Annotated in this window: 21 protein-coding genes; 9 read left to right on the top strand and 12 right to left on the bottom strand. The window is 73.6% G+C overall.

All coding sequences use genetic code 11. The features are described 5' to 3' along the window. Positions 1-111: 111 nt before the first annotated feature. On the bottom strand, positions 112-822 hold the full coding sequence (locus ACWCQK_RS13820; protein ID WP_451155306.1) for a VIT1/CCC1 transporter family protein: 711 nt from the start codon (positions 820-822) through the stop codon (positions 112-114). A 183-nt stretch (positions 823-1,005) separates the two neighbouring features. Here ACWCQK_RS13820 and ACWCQK_RS13815 point away from each other — a divergent pair, with 183 nt between their 5' ends. The 5 genes from ACWCQK_RS13815 (at position 1,006) to ACWCQK_RS13795 (ending at position 6,017) form a co-directional block, all read left to right on the top strand. After that, complete coding sequence (locus ACWCQK_RS13815) at positions 1,006-1,998, top strand: DEDDh family exonuclease (protein WP_451155304.1); 993 nt, start codon at positions 1,006-1,008, stop codon at positions 1,996-1,998. 112 nt (positions 1,999-2,110) lie between these two features. Continuing rightward, positions 2,111-2,344 (top strand): hypothetical protein, encoded by a 234-nt coding sequence (locus ACWCQK_RS13810; RefSeq protein WP_385782605.1) that lies wholly within the window; start codon positions 2,111-2,113, stop codon positions 2,342-2,344. A gap of 49 nt (positions 2,345-2,393) precedes the next feature. Next, positions 2,394-3,185: an SURF1 family cytochrome oxidase biogenesis protein gene (locus tag ACWCQK_RS13805; protein ID WP_451155302.1), complete on the top strand. Its 792-nt coding sequence runs from the start codon at positions 2,394-2,396 to the stop codon at positions 3,183-3,185. A gap of 283 nt (positions 3,186-3,468) precedes the next feature. After that, entirely contained in the window at positions 3,469-5,256 is a 1,788-nt protein-coding gene (locus ACWCQK_RS13800; protein WP_451155300.1) for a glycoside hydrolase family 15 protein, read from the top strand. Positions 5,257-5,261: 5 nt separating this feature from the next. Continuing rightward, the gene (locus ACWCQK_RS13795; protein ID WP_451155298.1) at positions 5,262-6,017 is read left to right on the top strand and encodes an SDR family oxidoreductase; all 756 of its coding nucleotides are present in this window, start codon (positions 5,262-5,264) and stop codon (positions 6,015-6,017) included. A gap of 119 nt (positions 6,018-6,136) precedes the next feature. On the opposite strand, the gene amaP is transcribed toward ACWCQK_RS13795, so the two are convergent. Genes amaP through ACWCQK_RS13770 form a run of 5 tightly spaced genes read right to left on the bottom strand, consistent with a single transcriptional unit; the run spans position 6,137 to position 8,498 of the window. Next, positions 6,137-6,724 carry an alkaline shock response membrane anchor protein AmaP gene (gene amaP, locus ACWCQK_RS13790; RefSeq protein WP_451155296.1) on the bottom strand — a complete coding sequence of 196 codons (588 nt, stop codon included), beginning with the start codon at positions 6,722-6,724 and terminating at the stop codon, positions 6,137-6,139. Continuing rightward, complete coding sequence (locus ACWCQK_RS13785) at positions 6,721-7,419, bottom strand: DUF6286 domain-containing protein (protein WP_451155294.1); 699 nt, start codon at positions 7,417-7,419, stop codon at positions 6,721-6,723. The genes amaP and ACWCQK_RS13785 overlap by 4 nt, the downstream gene beginning before the upstream one ends. Continuing rightward, a complete protein-coding gene (locus ACWCQK_RS13780; RefSeq protein ID WP_451155292.1) occupies positions 7,416-7,790 on the bottom strand; it encodes an Asp23/Gls24 family envelope stress response protein in 375 nt (124 codons plus the stop codon). Before ACWCQK_RS13780 ends, ACWCQK_RS13785 begins: the two co-directional genes overlap by 4 nt. Before the next feature lie 5 nt (positions 7,791-7,795). Continuing rightward, positions 7,796-7,981, bottom strand: a complete 186-nt coding sequence (locus tag ACWCQK_RS13775; protein ID WP_451155290.1) for a hypothetical protein — start codon at positions 7,979-7,981, stop codon at positions 7,796-7,798. 28 nt (positions 7,982-8,009) lie between these two features. Continuing rightward, positions 8,010-8,498 (bottom strand): Asp23/Gls24 family envelope stress response protein, encoded by a 489-nt coding sequence (locus tag ACWCQK_RS13770; RefSeq protein WP_451155357.1) that lies wholly within the window; start codon positions 8,496-8,498, stop codon positions 8,010-8,012. Positions 8,499-8,595: 97 nt separating this feature from the next. On the opposite strand from ACWCQK_RS13770, the gene ACWCQK_RS13765 reads away from it, so the two are divergent. Next, positions 8,596-9,423 carry a nucleopolyhedrovirus P10 family protein gene (locus ACWCQK_RS13765; protein WP_451155288.1) on the top strand — a complete coding sequence of 276 codons (828 nt, stop codon included), beginning with the start codon at positions 8,596-8,598 and terminating at the stop codon, positions 9,421-9,423. Positions 9,424-9,483: 60 nt separating this feature from the next. On the opposite strand, the gene ACWCQK_RS13760 is transcribed toward ACWCQK_RS13765, so the two are convergent. The 3 genes from ACWCQK_RS13760 to ACWCQK_RS13750 all read right to left on the bottom strand — a co-directional run bounded on the left by ACWCQK_RS13760 (position 9,484) and on the right by ACWCQK_RS13750 (position 12,572). After that, a complete protein-coding gene (locus ACWCQK_RS13760) occupies positions 9,484-10,287 on the bottom strand; it encodes an enoyl-CoA hydratase/isomerase family protein (RefSeq protein ID WP_451155286.1) in 804 nt (267 codons plus the stop codon). Positions 10,288-10,416: 129 nt separating this feature from the next. After that, on the bottom strand, positions 10,417-10,638 hold the full coding sequence (locus tag ACWCQK_RS13755; protein WP_004002281.1) for a helix-turn-helix domain-containing protein: 222 nt from the start codon (positions 10,636-10,638) through the stop codon (positions 10,417-10,419). Between the two features lie 335 nt (positions 10,639-10,973). Next, positions 10,974-12,572, bottom strand: coding sequence for an ABC-F family ATP-binding cassette domain-containing protein (locus ACWCQK_RS13750; protein ID WP_451155284.1), 1,599 nt, complete (start codon positions 12,570-12,572; stop codon positions 10,974-10,976). A 250-nt stretch (positions 12,573-12,822) separates the two neighbouring features. On the opposite strand from ACWCQK_RS13750, the gene ypfJ reads away from it, so the two are divergent. Next, a complete protein-coding gene (gene ypfJ / locus ACWCQK_RS13745; RefSeq protein ID WP_451155282.1) occupies positions 12,823-13,710 on the top strand; it encodes a KPN_02809 family neutral zinc metallopeptidase in 888 nt (295 codons plus the stop codon). Between the two features lie 82 nt (positions 13,711-13,792). Beyond that, entirely contained in the window at positions 13,793-14,206 is a 414-nt protein-coding gene (locus ACWCQK_RS13740; RefSeq protein WP_451155280.1) for a VOC family protein, read from the top strand. A gap of 22 nt (positions 14,207-14,228) precedes the next feature. On the opposite strand, the gene ACWCQK_RS13735 is transcribed toward ACWCQK_RS13740, so the two are convergent. The 3 genes from ACWCQK_RS13735 to ACWCQK_RS13725 all read right to left on the bottom strand — a co-directional run bounded on the left by ACWCQK_RS13735 (position 14,229) and on the right by ACWCQK_RS13725 (position 17,960). Then, positions 14,229-15,680, bottom strand: a complete 1,452-nt coding sequence (locus tag ACWCQK_RS13735; RefSeq protein WP_451155278.1) for a hypothetical protein — start codon at positions 15,678-15,680, stop codon at positions 14,229-14,231. Between the two features lie 169 nt (positions 15,681-15,849). Next, on the bottom strand, positions 15,850-16,977 hold the full coding sequence (locus ACWCQK_RS13730) for an alpha/beta hydrolase (protein ID WP_451155276.1): 1,128 nt from the start codon (positions 16,975-16,977) through the stop codon (positions 15,850-15,852). A 221-nt stretch (positions 16,978-17,198) separates the two neighbouring features. Then, positions 17,199-17,960, bottom strand: a complete 762-nt coding sequence (locus ACWCQK_RS13725) for a class II aldolase/adducin family protein (RefSeq protein WP_451155274.1) — start codon at positions 17,958-17,960, stop codon at positions 17,199-17,201. Between the two features lie 197 nt (positions 17,961-18,157). On the opposite strand from ACWCQK_RS13725, the gene ACWCQK_RS13720 reads away from it, so the two are divergent. Next, entirely contained in the window at positions 18,158-18,904 is a 747-nt protein-coding gene (locus ACWCQK_RS13720) for a lysozyme (protein WP_451155272.1), read from the top strand. Positions 18,905-18,958 lie beyond the last annotated feature (54 nt).

Genomic DNA, 18,958 nt, shown 5'->3' with positions numbered 1-18,958 from the left:
CTTCCGCCCGGGCCGCCCAGCCGCCCGCCGCACAGCCCGCCCGCTCGGGTTCTCGTCGCCTTCCCGCTGCTCCTCCACCTGTCGCGCCGGTTCGACCGGGGTCGCGCCGCCTCACACTCCGGCGGCACCCAGCAGGGTCCCGACCGCGTACGTGACGCCCATGGCCAACGCTCCGCCCGCCACGTTCCGCAGCACCGCGCGCCCGGCCGGCGCGGCGCCCAGCCGGGCGCTGCTCCAGCCGGTGAGGACGAGGGCGGCCAGGACGGAGCCCACGGTGACCGGCAGCCGCCAGCCCACCGGGGGCAGGACGATGGCGAGCAGCGGCAGCAGCGCGCCCACCGTGAACGCCGCGAAGCTCGCCCACGCCGCGTGCCACGGCTCGGCGAGCTCGTCGGGGTCGATGCCGAGTTCCACGCGCGCGTGGGCCCGCAGCGCGTCCCGCCGCGACAGCTGCCGGGCCGCCTCCCGGGCCACCTCCCGGGACAGCCCGCGCGCCTGGAGCAGCCCGGCCAGTTCCGCGAGCTCGGCCTCCGGACGGTCCCTCAGCTCGCGGCTCTCCATGGCCAGCGCCGCCTTCTCGGAGTCCCGTTGCGTCGACACCGACACGTACTCCCCCGCCGCCATCGACAGCGACCCGGCGAGCAGCCCGGCCAGACCCGCCGTCAGGAGCGCCGAGCGGTCGTGTGTCGCGCCGGCCACGCCGACGACGAGCCCCGCGGTGGACACGATGCCGTCGTTGGCCCCGAGGACCGCGGCGCGCAGCCAGTTGAGCCGCGCGCCCAGCGCGCCGCCGTGGGCCTCGTCGTGCGTCGGTCCCGTCACCCGGCGAGGATCCCATCCGGGCCGCCACCGGAGCCGTACCGACGCTCCCCCGCGCGCGTGGCGTGCGCCCCGCGGAACTCGCCCCGGGCGCCGCCTCCTTCACGCCCGGCGCTCCCCGTACCGCGCGTGGGCGCCGGGGCATGTGCGCCGCGCTGTCGGTGCGGGCCCGTATCCTCAGTGACCATGCTCGAAGACCGCACGACCGCAGCGTCGTTCCCCACATCGTGGCCGGCCGCGTATCCCCAGGGATACGCGGTCGTCGACGTGGAGACCACGGGCCTGGCCCGGGACGACCGGATAATCTCCGCGGCCGTGTACCGGCTGGACGCGCGCGGCGAGGTCGAGGACCACTGGTACACGCTGGTCAATCCGGAGCGGGACCCGGGCCCGGTGTGGATCCACGGTCTGACGAGCGAGGTGCTCGAAGGGGCTCCGCTCTTCCCGGACATCGCCGAGGAGTTCGCGGCCCGCCTGGCGGACCGGGTGCTCGTCGCGCACAACGCCGTCTTCGACTGGCAGATGATCGCCCGTGAGTACGCGCGCGCGCAGCGCGAGGCGCCGGTGCGCCATCGGCTGTGCACCATCGCGCTCTCCAAGGAGCTGGGCCTGCCGCTGCCCAACCACAAGCTGGAGTCGCTGGCGGCCCACTTCGGCGTCGTACAGCAGCGGGCGCACCACGCACTGGACGACGCGCGCGTGCTGGCGGAGGCGTTCCGGCCCAGTCTGCGGGCCGCGGCCGCGGGCGGCGTACGGCTGCCGCTGCACGAGTGCCGGCCGCTGACCGAGTGGCAGGACCGCCCCGCGCCCCGGATCGGCCGGCAGGCGGGCGGCGGGTACGGCGGCTACGCGCAGGGCAGTTGGCGCCCGTCCCGCAAAAGGCCCGCATGCCCCTATCCCAACCCGGGGCGGTACGAAGACGGCAAACCGCTCAAGCAGGGCATGCGGATCGCCTTCTCGGGTGACACGTCGACCGACCGCGAGCTGCTGGAGGACCGCGCGACGGACGCCGGGCTCCATGTCGCCACCAGCCTGTCCCGGCTGACCAGTCTGCTGGTGACCAACGACCCCGACTCGGGCACGTCGAAGGCGGTCAAGGCGCGGCAGTACGGCACGCCGGTCGTCGACGAGGCCGCGTTCGGTCAGCTGCTGCGCGATGTGGAGCCCGCCGGAGGGTGACCGCCCGCGAGAGGGAAACCGCCGCGGGCCGACCCGTACGGACGGGTGATTGCCGCACGACTCGCCCGCGTCCGCCCACCCGGCCGGGCGGCGACGGCTCACCCTGTGCCGCATGGCGAATTGTGAAGTTTGCGGCAATGACTACGGCATGACCTTCGAGGTGCACGCGCAGGGCGCGGTCCACGTCTTCGACTGCTTCTCCTGCGCGATCCACCGTATGGCCCCCATCTGCGAGCACTGCCGGGTGCAGATCATCGGCCAGGGCGTCGAGGTCGAGGGCCACTGGTACTGCGGCGCCCACTGCGCCCGCGCGGAGGGGAGGGCGGGGATCGTCGACCGGGTGTGACCCGGCACCCGGCCGAGTGCGCTCCACGACCGAGTTGTACGGTCGTGGGGTGTACCGCTTCCTCTTGTCCCGGCAGTGGGTGATCGTCACCCTCGTCGCGATCGCGCTCATCCCGACGATGATCGAGCTGGGCATCTGGCAGATGCACCGGTACGAGACGCGCAGCGCCCGAAACCAGCTGGTCTCCGACGCGCTGAACGCCGAGCCGGTCCCGGTGGAGCGGCTGGCCTCCCCCGGGCGTGCCGTGACCCGCACCGACCGGTACCGCTCCGTCACCGCGACGGGCACGTTCGACACCTCGCGTGAGGTCGTCGTGCGGCGCCGCGTCAACTCCGACGACGCGGTCGGCTTCCACGTACTGACCCCGTTCGTCCTGACGGACGGCAAGGTGCTGCTGGTCAACCGCGGCTGGATCCCCGCGAACGGAGCGCAGACCGCCTTCCCGAAGATCCCGGCGCCGCCCGCCGGCCGGACCACCGTCACCGGGCGGCTGATGCCCGACGAGACGACCTCGGCGAGCGGCATCAAGGACATCAAGGGGCTGCCCGACCGGCAGATCATGCTGATCAGCAGTGCGGAGCAGGGACAGCGGCTGGGCGCCCAGGTGCTCGGCGGCTACATCCAGCAGACGGCGCCCGAGGCGAAGGACGGCGCTCCGGAGCAGATCTCCGACCCGGGCAAGGAAGACGCCCCGCTGAACTACGCCTACATGATCCAGTGGTGGCTGTTCGCCGCGGGCGTCCCGGTGGGCTGGTGGGTCCTGGTCCGGCGAGAGCTGCGCGACCGGACGGAGGCCGAGGCCGCGGAAGCCGCGGCGGAGACCGAACCGGCGACGGTGTAGCACCGTCCGGGGCCGCCGCACGGCGGCCCTGGGCCCTCGATCCGGGGCGCTGCACGACGGCCTCGGGCCCTCGATCCCAGGCGCTGCACGACGACCCCGGGCTCTCGATCCGGGGCGCTGCACGACGGCCTCGGGCCCTCGATCCCTGGCGTCGCACGACGGCCCCGGGCTCTCGATCGGGGGCGTCGGCGGGTGACTCCACGGCCGGTCCGGCGGGGCGGCCCCTAACCCACCCGGCCGCATGCGCTGATTGCCCCGCCGGTCCACCGGGAACCGGGAAGGCGTGTACCCCCGTATCGAGGACTACGCCCTCATCGGCGACGAACAGACCGCCGCCCTGGTCGGCCGGGACGGCTCCGTCGACTGGCTGTGCTTCCCCCGCTTCGACTCGGGGGCCTGCTTCGCCAAGCTGCTGGGCAGCGAGGACAACGGCCACTGGAGGATCGCTCCCAAGGGCGCGCAGGGCCCCTGCACCCGCCGCGCCTACCGGCCCGACACCCTCGTCCTCGACACCGAGTGGGACACGGACGAGGGCACGATCCGCGTCACCGACCTGATGCCCCAACGGGAGAAGGCACCCGACCTGGTGCGCATCGTGGAGTGCGTCAGCGGCCGGGTCACCGTACGCAGTACCGTCCGGCTCCGCTTCGACTACGGCTCGATCGTCCCGTGGATGCGCAGAGCCGACGGCCACCGGGTCGCCGTCGCCGGACCGGACTCGGTCTGGCTGCGCAGCGAACCCTCGGTGCGCACCTGGGGCGAGGACTTCGGCACGCACTCGGAGTTCACCGTCGCCGAGGGCGAGCGGGTCGCGTTCATCCTCACCTGGCACCCCTCCCACGAGCCGCGCCCGGCCCGGATCGACCCGTACGCGGCGCTGAGCGCCAGTGTCGTCGACTGGCGGAAGTGGGTGAGCCACTGCACCTACGACGGCCCCTACCGGGACGCCGTCGTGCGCTCCCTGATCACCCTCAAGGCCCTCAGCTACGCCCCCACCGGCGGCATCGTCGCCGCGGCCACCACCTCGCTGCCGGAGCAGCTGGGCGGAGTGCGCAACTGGGACTACCGGTACTGCTGGCTGCGCGACTCCACCCTCACGCTGGGCGCCCTGCTGTCGGCGGGCTACCACAAGGAGGCCGAGGCCTGGCGGGACTGGCTGCTGCGCGCGGTCGCGGGCGATCCGGCGGAGCTCCAGATCATGTACGGCCTGGCCGGCGAGCGGCGCCTGCCGGAGTGCGAGCTGCCGTGGCTCACCGGATACACCGACTCGGCACCCGTACGGATCGGCAACGGCGCCGTGAACCAGCTCCAGCTGGACGTCTACGGCGAGGTCATGGACTCGCTGTATCTGGCCCGGCGTTCGGGCCTGTCGGCCAAGCCGCACATGTGGTCGATGCAGGGCGCCCTGATGCAGTACCTGGAGTCGGCGTGGCGTCAACCGGACGAGGGTTTGTGGGAGGTGCGCGGCGGCCGCCGTCACTTCGTGCACTCGAAGGTGCTGGTGTGGGTGGCCGCCGACCGCGCGGTGCGCACCCTGGAGGAGTACCCGCAGCTGCCGGGCGACCTGAAGGCCTGGCGCGCGCTGCGCGACGAGGTCCACCAGGAGGTGTGCGAACAGGGCTACGACCCGCGACGCAACACCTTCACGCAGTACTACGGCTCACGCGAACTCGACGCCGCCCTGCTGCTCATCCCGCGCTTCGGCTTCCTGCCGCCCGACGACCCCCGGGTGATCGGCACGGTGGACGCGGTGCGCGCGGAGCTGGGCCACGGCGGCTTCGTGCGCCGCTACGACACCGACGAGACGCCCGTCGACGGGCTGCCGGGCGGTGAAGGCGCCTTCCTGGCCTGCTCGTTCTGGCTCGCGGACGCGCTGCACCTGACGGGCCGCACCGAGGAGGCCCGGGCGCTCTTCGAACGGCTGGTGAGCCTGACGAACGACGTGGGGCTGCTGGCCGAGGAGTACGACCCGGAGAGCGGACGCCAGCTCGGCAACTTCCCGCAGGCGTTCAGCCACATCGGCCTGGTGAACACGGCACTCGCCCTGTCCGGGGGCGACGTAGCAGGATAGGGGGCATGGATCTTGGACTGAAGGACCGGGTGTACGTCGTCACCGGGGCCACGCGCGGCCTGGGCAGCGCCGCCGCGCGCGAGCTCGTGGCCGACGGCGCGAAGGTGGTCGTGACGGGGCGGGACGAGCGGCGGGTGGCCGACGCGGCGGCCGAACTGGGCCCGAACGCGGTCGGGCTGGCCGTCGACAACGCCGAGGAGGACGCGCCCGCCCGGCTGATCGCCGCCGCCCGCGAGCACTTCGGCGGCTTCGACGGCATCCTGGTCAGCGTCGGCGGCCCGCCGCCGGGCTTCGTCGCCGACGCCACGGACGACCAGTGGCGCACGGCGTTCGAGTCGGTGTTCCTGGGCGCGGTACGGCTCGCCCGCGCGGCGGCCGCGGAGCTCGGCTCCGGTGGCGTCATCGGGTTCGTGCTGTCCGGCTCGGTGTACGAGCCGATCCCGGGGCTGACCATCTCCAACGGGCTGCGGCCCGGCCTGGCGGGTTTCGCCAAGTCCCTCTCCGACGAACTGGGGCCGCGCGGCATCCGTGTGCTCGGGCTGCTGCCGGCCCGCATCGACACGGACCGCGTACGCGAGCTGGACGGGTACTCGGCGGATCCGGCGGCGACCCGGGCGGCGAACGAGTCCCGCATCGCGCTGCGCCGGTACGGGAAGCCGGAGGAGTTCGGGCGGACGGCGGCGTTCCTGCTGTCCCCGGCCGCGTCCTACCTGACGGGGATCATGGTGCCGGTGGACGGCGGAGCCCTGCACGGCTTCTGAGCCGGGGGCGGCGGGCGCGGCCGGGGGGACGGACGGCCGCGGCCGGGCGCGGAGCCGCGCGGTGACGCGGCCCGCGCACTCGACCCCGCGCACTCGACCTGGGGCGCCCTCGGCCTCGCTCAGCTCACCCGTTCCGCACGATGCCTGGCCGCGCGCAGGCGCACCTCGGCCGGGAGCGCCGCGAGCCCCGCGGATCGGCGCGCGTGGGTGAGGGCCTCGGCGGTGAGCCGGTCCAGCACGGTCCCCGGGTCCACGTGCGGCTCCAGCAGCAGGCGCACGCGGGCCGCGGGGGCACCGCGCCGGCCGGTCAGCAGCACCTGGGCGTGCTGGACGCCGTCCAGGTTCCCCGCCTCGGCGGCCAGCACCCCTTCCAGTGCCCGCCCCCGCAGCAGCGCGCCCTCGCCGTCGCCGGTGTCGACGAGGACCTCGGCGAGCCGACGGCGGCGGAACACCGCGACCAGCCACCCCAGGGCGAGCAGGACGAGGACGGCGAGCGCGGCGAGCACGGCCGGCCACCACCAGCCGTGGCCGCGCCAGTGGGTGCGTTCGGCCGCGGTCAGCAGGACGTCGTGGGGGCCGCGGTGGATCCACCAGGAGGGCGGCGGAGCGCCCAGGCCGACGGCGAGCACCGAGCCGCCGAGCAGCACCAGGACGAGGCCGACGATCGCGATCAGCATCCGGTTGACGGTCCTGAGCACCGTGCTCACCCCTTCCGTCCCGGTCGCCGTACGTGCACCGACAGCGCGGGCGGCCGGGCGAGCCCCAGGCCCCTGATGGTGTCGGCGAGCACGGCGTCGAGGTCCGCGCGGACGTCGTCCAGTGCGCGGAAGTGGGAGACCGCGCGGACGTCGGCCCGCCGGCGGCGCGCCCGCACCCGTACCGACTGCACGCCCGCGACCTCCATGGCCCGGTCGCGCAGGACCAGCGCCGCCGCGTCCCGGTGCAGTCCCGCCCGTACGTCGGGACGGGTGCGCCGCATCGGCAGGACCGCCCGCAGGCCAGGAGTGGCGGCCAGCACCAGCAGCCAGAGGCCGAGGGCGGCGGCGACGCCGGCGCCGACCAGTACCCAGGGATCGTCGAGAGGCCGCTCGGCGAGCTGCCGGGCCAGCGCCCGGCGCCAGTGGCCACCCGGCCGGTGGGCGCGCACGGCGGCGACGTCGTAGAGGAAGGCCGCCGTGACGGCCAGGAGCAGGACGGCGACGACGGCCGCGGGGATCCGGCGGGCGGACCAGAAGCGGTGCCCCGAGCCGTCGTCCGCGCCGTCGGACAGCGGGGGCGGGGGGTCGTAGTCGGCCGCCGAGGCGGACTGACCCAGTCCGGTGCCGGTGTCGGTGCCGGTGTCGTCTCTCTCGATGACCGGTAGTCGTCGTGTGGTGCCCTCGGAGCCCTGGGGCTCGCTCATCGCGTCCTCCCCTGTGCCGCGCCCGGTGCCGGGGTCGGGTGCAGCCGTTCCACGTGGACGGCGACTTCCGGCACCTCCATTCCCACCAACGCGCCTACCCGCTCGGTGACATGTCGACGCACCTCGCGACAGCGGGCGCCGATGTCGCAGGGATAGCCGAGTTCGACATGGACACGGACGCGGGCGGTGTCGTGGTGGACGACCACGGTGGCGTGCGGGGGCACGGCGTCCACGGGCAGCGGGCCGACGGCCTCACGGGCCGCCTGCGCGGCCGTCTTGGCCACGACCCGGTCGGCGATCCGGGTCGCGCCGCGCTCGCCCGGCGGGACGACGGCGGGGCGTCCGCCTCCCTCGGCGAGAGCGTCGTTCACGGGTGTCACCGCCGCCGGTCGTCGCGCGGGCGGAAGAAGTCGCCGAGCTCCAGGTCCCCCTCCAGGAACCGGCCGACGACGAACCCGATCGCGCCCAGCGCCGCCACCAGCAGGAACGCGCCGAACCCGCCGAAGTATCCGGCGAACCCCAGCGCCATTCCGGCGATCATGCCGACCACGGCCATGCTCATACGGTGCTCCTCGGCTCGGGCTTCCGGTTCACTGGATCCGGGGCTCCGGCTCCTCGGCGTCCTCTTCCTCGGGCAGTTTGACGTCGCTGACGGCGATGTTGACCTCGACGACCTCCAGGCCCGTCATGCGCTCCACCGCCGCGATGACGTTCTCCCGTACGGCCTTCGCCACGTCGGCGATCGACACGCCGTAGTCGACGACGATCTCCAGGTCCAGCGCCGTCTGGAGTTCGCCGACCTCGGCCTTGACCCCGCGGGTCACCGACTTCGCCCCGCCGGGCACCCGGTCCCGCACGGCGCCGAGGGTGCGGCTCAGGCCGCTGCCCATGGCGTGCACACCGAGCACGTCACGCGCCGCCAGCCCGGCGATCTTCTCCACGACGCCGTCGGCGATCGTGGTGCGCCCCCGGGTGGCCGGGTCTCCGCCGCCGCGCCGGGTGGCCTTGCGGGTCTGGACCGACGGCTCCGCCCCACCCTCGGGATACTGCGTCCGGTTCGGCTCCGTCATGTCGGTCATCGCCGCACGTCCCTTCCGGTCGTCTCCGGTCGTGGTCATTCCCCCACCGTAAGTGCGGTGGCCCGCCGCCGCCCCGGTGATGGGGCAGGCTGGAGCAATGACGGCGGACCGGTGGGCGCGGGCGGTACGGGATCAGCTGGATCTGGGCAGGCTGCTGCCGCTGGGCGGCCGGGCCGACGGCGCGTGGATCACGGAACGGGCGGCCGCGGCGGTGCTACGGCGCGCCGCGCACGGCGTGCCGGGGGTGCGCCTCGGCGCGCTCCGGATCGCCCTGGCGGAGTCGGTACCTCCGGCGGAGGCGGACACCGACGCGGGCGAGACGGACGAGATGGGCGAGGCGGGCGAGACCGACGAGACGGACGAGATGGGCGTGGCGGGCGACGTCGTACCGCCGCCGGGCGCGCTGCCGACCGGACCGCTGCGCGTCACCGCGGACTTCGCGGCGACGGCGTCCAGGCCACTGCCGGGCACGGCCTCCCTGCTGCGGGCGGCGCTGGCCTCGGCGGCGGCGGAGGGGGTGGGTCTGCCGGTCACCGAGGTGGACCTGCGGGTGACGGGCCTGCTGGAGGCGGATCCGCCGGACGAGGAGCCCGAGGCATCGTCGGCTCCCGGCCGGGAGTCACCGTCGGCCGGGCGGGAGCCGTCGCCGGCCGGGCAGGACGCGGGCCGCGAGGAGGCCCGGGCCGCCGCGGCCGCGCTCTCGGTCACGGGGGTGGACCGGCTGACCGCCGCGCTCGGCGGCCGGCCGGTGCACCTCGGGGAACGCCGGGGCGAGGCCGCGCCGCCCCGCCGCCACGCGCGCGTGGAGATCGCGGTGCGCGGGGGGCACCGGGCGCTGGACGTGGCTCGCGCGGTGCGCGGGGCGGTGGGCGGGGTGCTGCCGGATCTCCCGGCGGTGACGGTGGTCGTGACCGCGATCGGCTGAGGCGCCCTGCCGATGCCCGGCGCGCCCCGACCCCGCCCGAGCCTCACTCGACGGCGGGGTCTACTCGCCGACGCCGGCCAGGTCGCGCAGGCGGCGGGCCTGGGCGGCGCGCTCCGCGGCACGCTGTTCGTCGTACGTACGGTCCCCGGCGCCGCGCAGCAGGGCCTTGGTCTCGATCACCGCGTCCCGGGGCGCGGCGAGGATCGCCACGATGAGGTCCCGCACCGTGGCGTCGAGGTCCGCCACCGGGACCGAGATGTTGGCGAGCCCGGAGCTGACGGCCTCCTCGGCCAGGACGAACCTGCCGGTCAGGCAGATCTCGACCGCGCGGCCGTAGCCGACCAGCGACACCAGCGGATGCGTGCCCGTGAGGTCCGGGACGAGCCCCAGGCCGGTCTCGCGCATGGCGAACTGCACGTCGTCGGCGACGACGCGCACGTCACAGGCGAGCGCGAGCTGGAAGCCGGCGCCGATGGCGTGTCCCTGCACGGCGGCGATGGACACGATGTCGTGGCGCCGCCACCAGGTGAAGCCCTCCTGGAACCCGGCGATGGCGGCGTCGATCTCGGCGTCGTCGCCACGCGCGAGGTCCACGAAGGACGGCTCGCCCTCGATGCCCTCCGGCGTGAACATCTGCCGGTCGAGCCCGGCGGAGAAGGACTTGCCCTCACCGCGCAGCACGACCACACGGACGGTGCCCGGCAGCAGCCGCCCGGCCTCGGCGAGCGCGCGCCACATGGCGGGGCTCTGCGCGTTGCGCTTGGCCGGGTTGACCAGCGTCACCGTGGCGATCGCGTCGTCCACGGTGAGCCGTACGCCGTCCTTGTCGAGCAGGGGAGCGAGTTTCTTGTCGGGCGAAGCCATGGGGCGCCTCCGATGAAGTGCGGTCATCCTGGATGCCGTGGAACGGCAGCTAAGTGACTGCACAGTAACCACCCGGTCGATCAGCCGACCGACCGGGTGGCCACCATCGAAGCCGATGGGCCGCCCGGGTCAGGACGAAGCAGCCTTCTTGCCCCTTGTCGCCCCACCACGCCCACGAAGCGTGACGCCCGACTCGCTGAGCATCCGGTGGACGAAGCCATACGAGCGGCCGGTTTCCTCGGCCAGTGCCCGGATGCTCGCACCGGAGTCGTACTTCTTCTTCAGGTCTGCCGCGAGCTTGTCGCGCGCGGCGCCGGTTACCCGGCTGCCCTTCTTCAGAGTCTCGGCCACCCGTGCCTCCTCATGGGAAGTGCGCTCTGGTCCCCTCATGATCACCCCTCCGGGGCTTCATGGCCACCCATTCGGCAAGGTCCGTACGACAGGCTTGTGACGACAGGAGCGCATCCCCACATACGGAATCTGTAATTCCGGCGAGTGGTGTTCGTACGGCCGAACGGGTTGTTTTGCGAAGTGCCTGGTCAGGGACGCACGACGGCCGATCCCTTGTCGACAAAAGGATCGGCCGCTGAATGCGTGTAGGACACACCTCGATACGAGGAGATCTCACTCAGATGATGGATCACGGATCGGCCGAATGATCCATACGCTGTGGATCAGACATTCGATCAAGCCAGGGCGACGAGATCCGCGTAGTCCGCGCCCCACAGGTCCTCGACGCCGTCCGGCAGCAGGATGATCCGCTCCGGCTGGAGCGCCTCGACCGCGCCCTCGTCGTGGGTGACCAGAACGACGGCGCCCTTGTAGGTGCGCAGCGCGCCGAGGATCTCCTCGCGGCTGGCGGGGTCGAGGTTGTTGGTCGGCTCGTCGAGCAGCAGGACGTTCGCCGACGACACCACGAGGGTGGCGAGGGCGAGACGGGTCTTCTCGCCGCCGGAGAGGACACCGGCCGGCTTGTCCACGTCGTCGCCGGAGAACAGGAAGGAACCCAGCGTCTTGCGCACCTCGACGAGGTCGAGGTCGGGGGCGGCGGAGCGCATGTTCTCCAGGACCGTGCGCTCCGGGTCGAGGGTCTCGTGCTCCTGCGCGTAGTACCCGAGCTTGAGGCCGTGGCCCTCGACGACCTCACCGGTGTCGGGCGTCTCGACGCCGCCGAGCAGCCTGAGGAGGGTCGTCTTGCCGGCGCCGTTCAGACCGAGGATGACGACGCGCGAGCCCTTGTCGATGGCCAGGTCGACGTCCGTGAAGATCTCCAGGGAGCCGTACGACTTCGACAGCCCCTCCGCCGTCAGCGGGGTCCTGCCGCACGGAGCGGGCTCGGGGAAGCGCAGCTTGGCGACCTTGTCCTGCTGACGCACCGCCTCCAGACCCGAGAGCAGCTTGTCGGCGCGCTTGGCCATGTTCTGCGCGGCGACGGTCTTGGTGGCCTTGGCGCGCATCTTGTCGGCCTGCGAGTGCAGGGCGGCGGCCTTCTTCTCGGCGTTCTGCCGCTCGCGCTTGCGGCGCTTCTCGTCGGCCTCGCGCTGCTGCTGGTAGAGCTTCCAGCCCATGTTGTAGACGTCGATCTGGGCGCGGTTGGCGTCCAGATAGAAGACCTTGTTGACGACCGTCTCGACGAGGTCGACATCGTGGGAGATCACGATGAAGCCGCCGCGGTAGGTCTTCAGGTAGTCGCGCAGCCAGATGATCGAGTCGGCGTCCAGGTGGTTGGTCGGCTCGTCGAGCAGCAGCGTGTCCGCGTCCGAGAACAGGATCCGGGCCAGCTCGATACGGCGGCGCTGACCACCCGAGAGGGTGTGCAGCGGCTGGCCGAGCACCCGGTCGGGGAGGTTGAGCGCGGCGGCGATGGTGGCGGCCTCGGCCTCGGCGGCGTACCCGCCCTTGGTGAGGAACTCCGTCTCCTGGCGTTCGTACTGCCGCAGGGCCTTGTCGCGGGTGGCGCCCGCGCCGTTGGCGATGCGCTGCTCGTTCTCGCGCATCTTGCGGATCAGGGTGTCCAGTCCGCGCGCGGAGAGGATGCGGTCGCGGGCCAGTATGTCGAGGTCGCCGGTGCGCGGGTCCTGCGGCAGGTAGCCGACCTCGCCGGAGCGGGTGACGGCGCCGGCGGCGGGCATGCCCTCGCCCGCCAGGACCTTGGTGAGCGTCGTCTTGCCCGCGCCGTTGCGGCCGACCAGGCCGACCCGGTCGCCCTTGGCGATGCGGAAGGTGGCGGACTCGATGAGGATGCGGGCACCGGCGCGCAGCTCGATACCGGAGGCGGAGATCACGGACAGACTCCAGGGCGGGAGGGTTCGGGTGGGCGGCTGAGGACGTTCCCGCCGTCTAATGCGCGAGGAGAATGGCCATAGACATCAGTCTAACGGGGTCGTGCAAGCACTTTTTCTGCGTGGCGCGGGGACGCGGCCCGGCGTCGTGGAGGTGGGCCGCCCGTCCGGGACGTCCCGCCCAGGGTGCCCCGAGCGGGTCATGGGGCGAGGATGGCGCCTGGGGGACGACGCGTGCGGAGGTGGTGCGCCCATGCAGTTCGACGACGACGCCCGACTGGACACCTCCGAGGTGCAGGACGTGCGCGGCAGCCGGATCCCCGGCGGCCGGGCGACCGTCGGCGGCGGTATCGCCGGGTTGATCGCGCTGCTCCTGGGCCTGTTCTTCGGGGTCGGCCCCGACCAGCTCGGTCTGTCGTCGGGAGACGAACCGGCCGCCACCTCGTCCTCGCTGGCCCAGGTCCAGCAGAGCTGCCGTACCGGGCAGGACGCGAACGCCAAGGACGACTGCCGGATGGTGGCGGTGGTCAACAGCGTGCAGGACTTCTGGGACCAGGAGTTCCAGCGCCGTGGCGGCACGTACACCCGCGCGTCCACCGTCTTCTTCAGCGGCCAGATCGCCACCGCGTGCGGCACGGCGACCTCGGCGGTCGGCCCGTTCTACTGCCCGCGTGACCGGAAGGTCTATCTGGACCTGGGGTTCTTCAACGATCTGCGGACGAAGTTCGGCTCCAGCGGCGGACCGTTCGCGCAGGCCTACGTGGTCGCGCACGAGTACGGGCATCACGTGCAGGAGCTGATGGGCACGCTCGGCCGGTCCCAGGACGGGCGCACGGGGGCGGGCAGCAACGCGGTGCGGGTGGAGCTCCAGGCGGACTGCTACGCCGGGGTGTGGGCGCGCCACGCGACCACCACGAAGGACGAGTCGACCGGGCGGCCGCTGATCACCAGCCTCACGGACGCCGACATCCGCGACGGCCTCGACGCGGCGGCGGCCGTGGGCGACGACCGGATCCAGGAGAAGTTCCAGGGTCGGGTGACGCCGGAGACCTGGACGCACGGGTCCGCGCAGCAGCGTCAGGAGTGGTTCTACGAGGGGTACCGGACCGGCGACATGGGCCGGTGCAACACCTTCCGGTGAGGTGCGGGCCCGTTGTCAGTGGTCGCTGCCAGACTGGGCGGCAGGTGGAATTCCGGGCGGTGATCACGAAGGGGTGGTCGGTATGGCGGACACGAGTGGGGGGCGCCCCAGCATCTATCCGACGGTGCTGTACGCGGACGCGATGGCGGCCATCCGCCAGCTCACGGAGGCCTTCGGGTTCATGGAGCTGTCCGTGTACGAGGGCGAGGACGGCTCGGTGATGCACGCCGAGCTGGTGCAGGGCAACGGCGCGGTGATGGTCGGCTCCAAGGGCCGCGGAGGCGTCTTCGACACGGCGATGGAGGGCGCGGGGCCGGTGGGGGTGTACGTCGTCGTGGACGACGTCGACGCACACCACCAGCGCGCCGTGGAGCACGGCGCCGAGATCCTGACGCCCCCGACCGACCAGGACTACGGCTCGCGGGACTACCTGGCCCGGGACGTCGAGGGCAACCTCTGGAGCTTCGGCACGTACGCCCCCGAGATACAGGGCTGAGCCCGGGCCGGCGCCCGGCCGGTCAGTTCCCCCCGGTGTGCACCTGGAAGGCCGCCCGGCGGACGGCCTTGGCCAGGGCCGGGTCGGGGTGGGCGGCGGCGAGTGCGACGAGGACCTGCACGGTGCGCGGGTGACCGACGGCGCGGACCTCGTCGAGCAGCTGGGGGACGGTGGGCTGGAGCGCGGACTCCAGGTGCCGGACGAGCATCGGGGCCTCGCCGTGGTCGGCGACGGCGGCTGCGGTGTCGACCCACAGCCAGGTGGCCTCTTCCCGGGTGAGCACCTCGTGCGCGTCCTCGGGGTCGATGCCGTCGTGCTCGGCGAGCCACAGCAGGGCGTAGGGCCGCAGCGCCGGCTCGTCGACGACCGAGTGGACGTCGTGCTCGGCGGGGGCGCCGACGACGCGCAGCGCTTCGAAGGCGAGGCCGCGCAGCAGGGCGTCCTCACCGCGGGCGGCGGCCAGCAGGTCGGTGACGGCGCGGCCGACGGGGCGGGCGGCGAGCCAGGCGCGGTACTCGGCGCGGGCCGCGTTGGGGCGCAGCTGGGCGCAGCCGCGCAGCATGTCCTCGGCGGCCTGCTCGATGTTCCCGGCGGGGCTCTGCGCGGCGACGCAGATCTGCTCCAGCTTGACCCAGACCGCCCAGCTGCCCAGTGGGGTGAGGGTGGCCTGTCCGTCGCCGTAGGTGAGGGCGCCGACGGAGGCGAGGGCGTGCAGGGCCCACTCGAGGAGCGGCGCCAGCTCGGCTTCCCGGGCGGGCTCCGCCGCGGCGTCGGCGGCGGGCGCGGCCGCGGCGGCGGCCAGGGCGGACACGGCGGCGCTGGGCACGGCGTGGGGGCCGTAGGGGATCTCGCAGCGTTCGGTGCGCAGCTCGGTGACCCGCTGGGCGAGCAGGTCGAGGAGCTGGGCCACGGGGACGGGCCCGGCCGACAGCTGGAGGAAGGAGAGCACCTGGGGCATGCCAGAGACGACCTCGGCGACGGTCGAGGGCTCGTGGTCCGCGGATTCCGGGGACGCGAGCGACCAGGCGTCGAAGAGGGCGACCCAGCCGCGCAGTACGGCGCTGTCGTCCCGGTCCCAGGCGCGCAGCCGCCAGCCGGGGCGGGCGCTGTCGCCGTGCACCTCGACGAGTCCGGCCAGGCGGGCGGTGTCCCAGTCGGCGCGGACCTGATCCGCGGTCAGACCGAGATCCAGGGCCGCCCGTTCGGCGGTCGCGTCGGTGAGGGTGGCCTTGCCGTCGGCGGTCGCGCCGTCGCGGCCGGGGCCGAGGGCGGTGTCGGCCCAGCGGGCGACACGGGCCGCCGGAGCCAGACCGGAGCGAGCCATTCTGGCCAGTTCCGCGGGGGCCGGCGTGCCCTCCGGAGGTCGGGGTGCGGGGCGGCGCGAGCGCCGCTGGTTCACAGCTCTGGGGGCGGCGGCCAGGGGTCGGGGGCGGACGAGTCGAAGCCTGGAGTCGCGCGGGATACGGGACGTCACAGGTGCAGTCTTCCGGTTGACCGTCCGAAAACCCAAACGGAACGTCACGGCGGGCGACGGGACTGGCCAACGCATGGGCTCGGGAGAGAGGCTGACAGGTGCGTTCAGGCCAGTGGTACGGCATTAAACGGAAGCAGGTCGACCGGTCGGTGGCCGGTGCGCGAACCGGTCACATCAGGGGGATCAGGAAGCGCCGCAGCGCTTCCTCGTAGGCGGCCGGGTCGGGGTTCCACATGGCGCCGTGCGGGGCGCGCGGGACGGTCTGGAGACCGACCAGATCGGGACGGCGGCGGGCCAGGCGGCGCGAGAGGTTCCAGGGGGCCACGGTGTCGTCCGGGCCGTGGAAGATCATGGTCGGCACCTGGAGCAGGCCGGGGTCGGCGGGCTCGTCGTCGTGATCGCTGTTCATACCGGTGCGGCCCTGGGCCGCGCGGACGGCCAGCGGCAGCAGCGCGCCCGGAGTGCCGCGGGCCGCGGCGAGAGCCCGCAGCGTGGTCTCCCAGCTGAGGACCGGGGAGTCCAGGACGAGCCCCGAGATGCGGTCGCGCAGTCCCGAGTGCGCGGCGGCCCGCAGCGCCATGGTGGCGCCGATGGACCAGCCGAGGAGGACGACGCGTTCGGCGCCGTAGCGCACGGCGTAGCGGATCGCCGCGTCCAGGTCGCGCCACTCGGACTCGCCGAGGTGGTTCAGGCCGTCCGGCGAGCGGGGTGCGCCGAGGTCGCCGCGGTAGGCGAGGGCGAGCACCGGCAGGCGCAGGCCGTGCAGGAAATCCATGACGTTCATGGCGAGTTCCCGGGTGGTGCCGAGGCCGTGCACCGCGATCACCCAGGTGTCGCGGGTGGCGGGGACGAACCATGCCGGGAGGGAACCGAGTTCGCCCGGGATGTCGATGTCGGCGTGGTCCAGGCCGAGGGCGGCGCTCGGGTTGCCGACGTGGACGTTCGGGGTGAGCCACGCCTTGTCGCCCGGCTCCAGGGTGCCGTGGGTGACGCGCTCCAGGCGGCGGACGACGGTGTCGGCGGAGTGCGGGGCGCCGGCCAGGACGGGGCCGACTACGGCGTGGGAGCCGTTACCGGCGAGGCCGTAGGTGCCGGGCCGCAGCGAGGCCAGATCCCTGGTGAGGGTGATCTGCCCGGCGGCCGTGCCGTGGACGGTGAGCCTGGGTTCGGTGGGCAGGGGGCGGCCGGCCGGCGCCTTGAGAGCGGCGTCGCTGGCGAGCCGGCCGGCGGCCACCGCGGCGGCACCGGCCCCTACCACTGCGGTGACGGCAGCAGCCGTCGCTTTGACAGGGCGCACCAGACCAGTGTCGTGGCGGACCGCTCGACCGGCCAGCGGGAGGCGGGGAGGGGGTGACGGGGCACGCGGGCAGGGCGGAACGCGGGCAGAGCGGGACGGAACGCCGGACGAGACGGACGACGGCCACGGGACCCGCGGCGGCGAGGGCGCGGGCAGTGGGGTCGCAGACAGAGGGGATCGCAGGCGGAGGGATCGCAGGTGCGAGGTCCCTCACCCGGGGGTCAGGGGCGTTGGCCGTACTCGCGGAGCCGGTTCGCCGCCTCCGCCAGTTGGCCGGCCGACAGCAGGTTCGGGGTCAGGCCCGGTACCGAGGACGCCGTCAGCCACAGCCGGCACATCCACTCCAGCTGTGCCGTGCGGTCGTAGGCCTGGTCGAGGGTGGCGCCGTAAGTGAGGGTGCCGTGGTTCTGGAGGAGGCAGCCGGTGCGGTCGGCCAGGGCGACGCGCACGTTCTCGGCCAACTGCTCGGAGCCGTACGGCGCGTAAGGGGCGACCCGGACGGGGCCGCCGAGGGCGCCGGTCATGTAGTGGATCGCCGGGAGCTCGGGGACGAGCGTGGAGACGGCCGTGGCGTGCACGGCGTGGGTGTGCACGACGGCGCGGGCGTCGGTGGTGCGGTGGACGGCGAGGTGCATGGGCAGCTCGCTGGTCGGGACGAGGGTGCCGAGCACCTGCCGGCCGTCGAGGGTGACTCCGGTGATGTCGTCCGGCGTCAGCCGGTCGTACGGCACACCCGACGGCGTGACCAGCACGGTGTCCCCGACACGCGTCGAGACATTGCCGGAGGTGCCGACCACCAGTCCGTCGGACACGGTCCGGCGGGCGGTCGCGACGAGCGCGGCCCACGCGCGCGCCTCCTCCTCGGACACCCCGCTCCCCCGCGCCTCCGCCACGCCTCCCACGCCCTCGCGCACACCCTGCGCACCCTCCCGGGCGCCCCGTTCATCCCGTTCGTCCCGTTCGTCGTGCCGTCGCTCAGCCATGCCGCGATCCTGCCAGGCAGCGGTGCGGCACGCTGTCCGGCCCGGGGCACCGTAGAGCGGTAGTTGAGACTCCGTAAGGCCGCATATCCGTATACATCACCTTCTCCAGCACCTTGGCCGGGGATCGACGAGCATGCGTGGATCTTCGAGTAGCCTCTGGGGGATTTGCCGTACGCGTCGCCATTCCGGGGGGAAGCATGGCCCGTGATCGCACACCGTCCCGCCGCCGCGCCCGCGTGATCGCGGCGTCGGTGGCGGCTCTCACCTTCGGGAGCGCGCTCGCCGGGGCGCCGGCCTCGGCGGCGGCCCGGCCCAAGGGGCACGACGTCTCGTCGCACCAGAGGGACGTCGACTGGCGGGACGCGCGGGCCAAGGGCGCGGCGTTCGTCTACGTCAAGGCGACCGAGTCCACCGGTTACCGCAACCCCTACTTCGACCGGCAGTACCGGGGGGCGCGCGGCGCGGGACTGCTCCGCGGGGCGTACCACTTCGCGCTGCCGGACCAGTCGTCGGGCACGGCGCAGGCCGCGTACTTCGTGCGCAACGGCGGCGGCTGGACCCCGGACGGCGGGACGCTGCCGCCCGCGCTCGACATCGAGTACAACCCGTACGACGGCGAGCACCGGTGCTACGGCCTGAGCAGGGCGGGCATGGTCGACTGGATCCGGTCGTTCAGCGACGAGGTGAAGCGCCTCACCGGCCGCCGTCCGGTGATCTACACGACCACCCGCTGGTGGAACACCTGCACGGGCGGCAGCCGCGCCTTCGCCGCCGACCACGCGCTGTGGATCGCCCGGCACGGCTCGGCGGACGCCGGCGCGCTGCCCGCCGGATGGTCGTCGTGGACCTTCTGGCAGTACGACAACGGCGGCAGCCTGCCGGGTGACCAGAATCTCTTCAACGGCTCGCCGGGCCGCCTGAAGGCGTTCGCCCGGGGCCGCTAGCCCTGCCAGGTCCGGGCCGTCACTCCCGAAAGGGGCGACAACCCTCCGCCCGCG

It is taken from the genome of Streptomyces sp. NPDC002306 (assembly GCF_053593435.1).
This window is presented reverse-complemented; position numbering and strand designations above follow the sequence as displayed.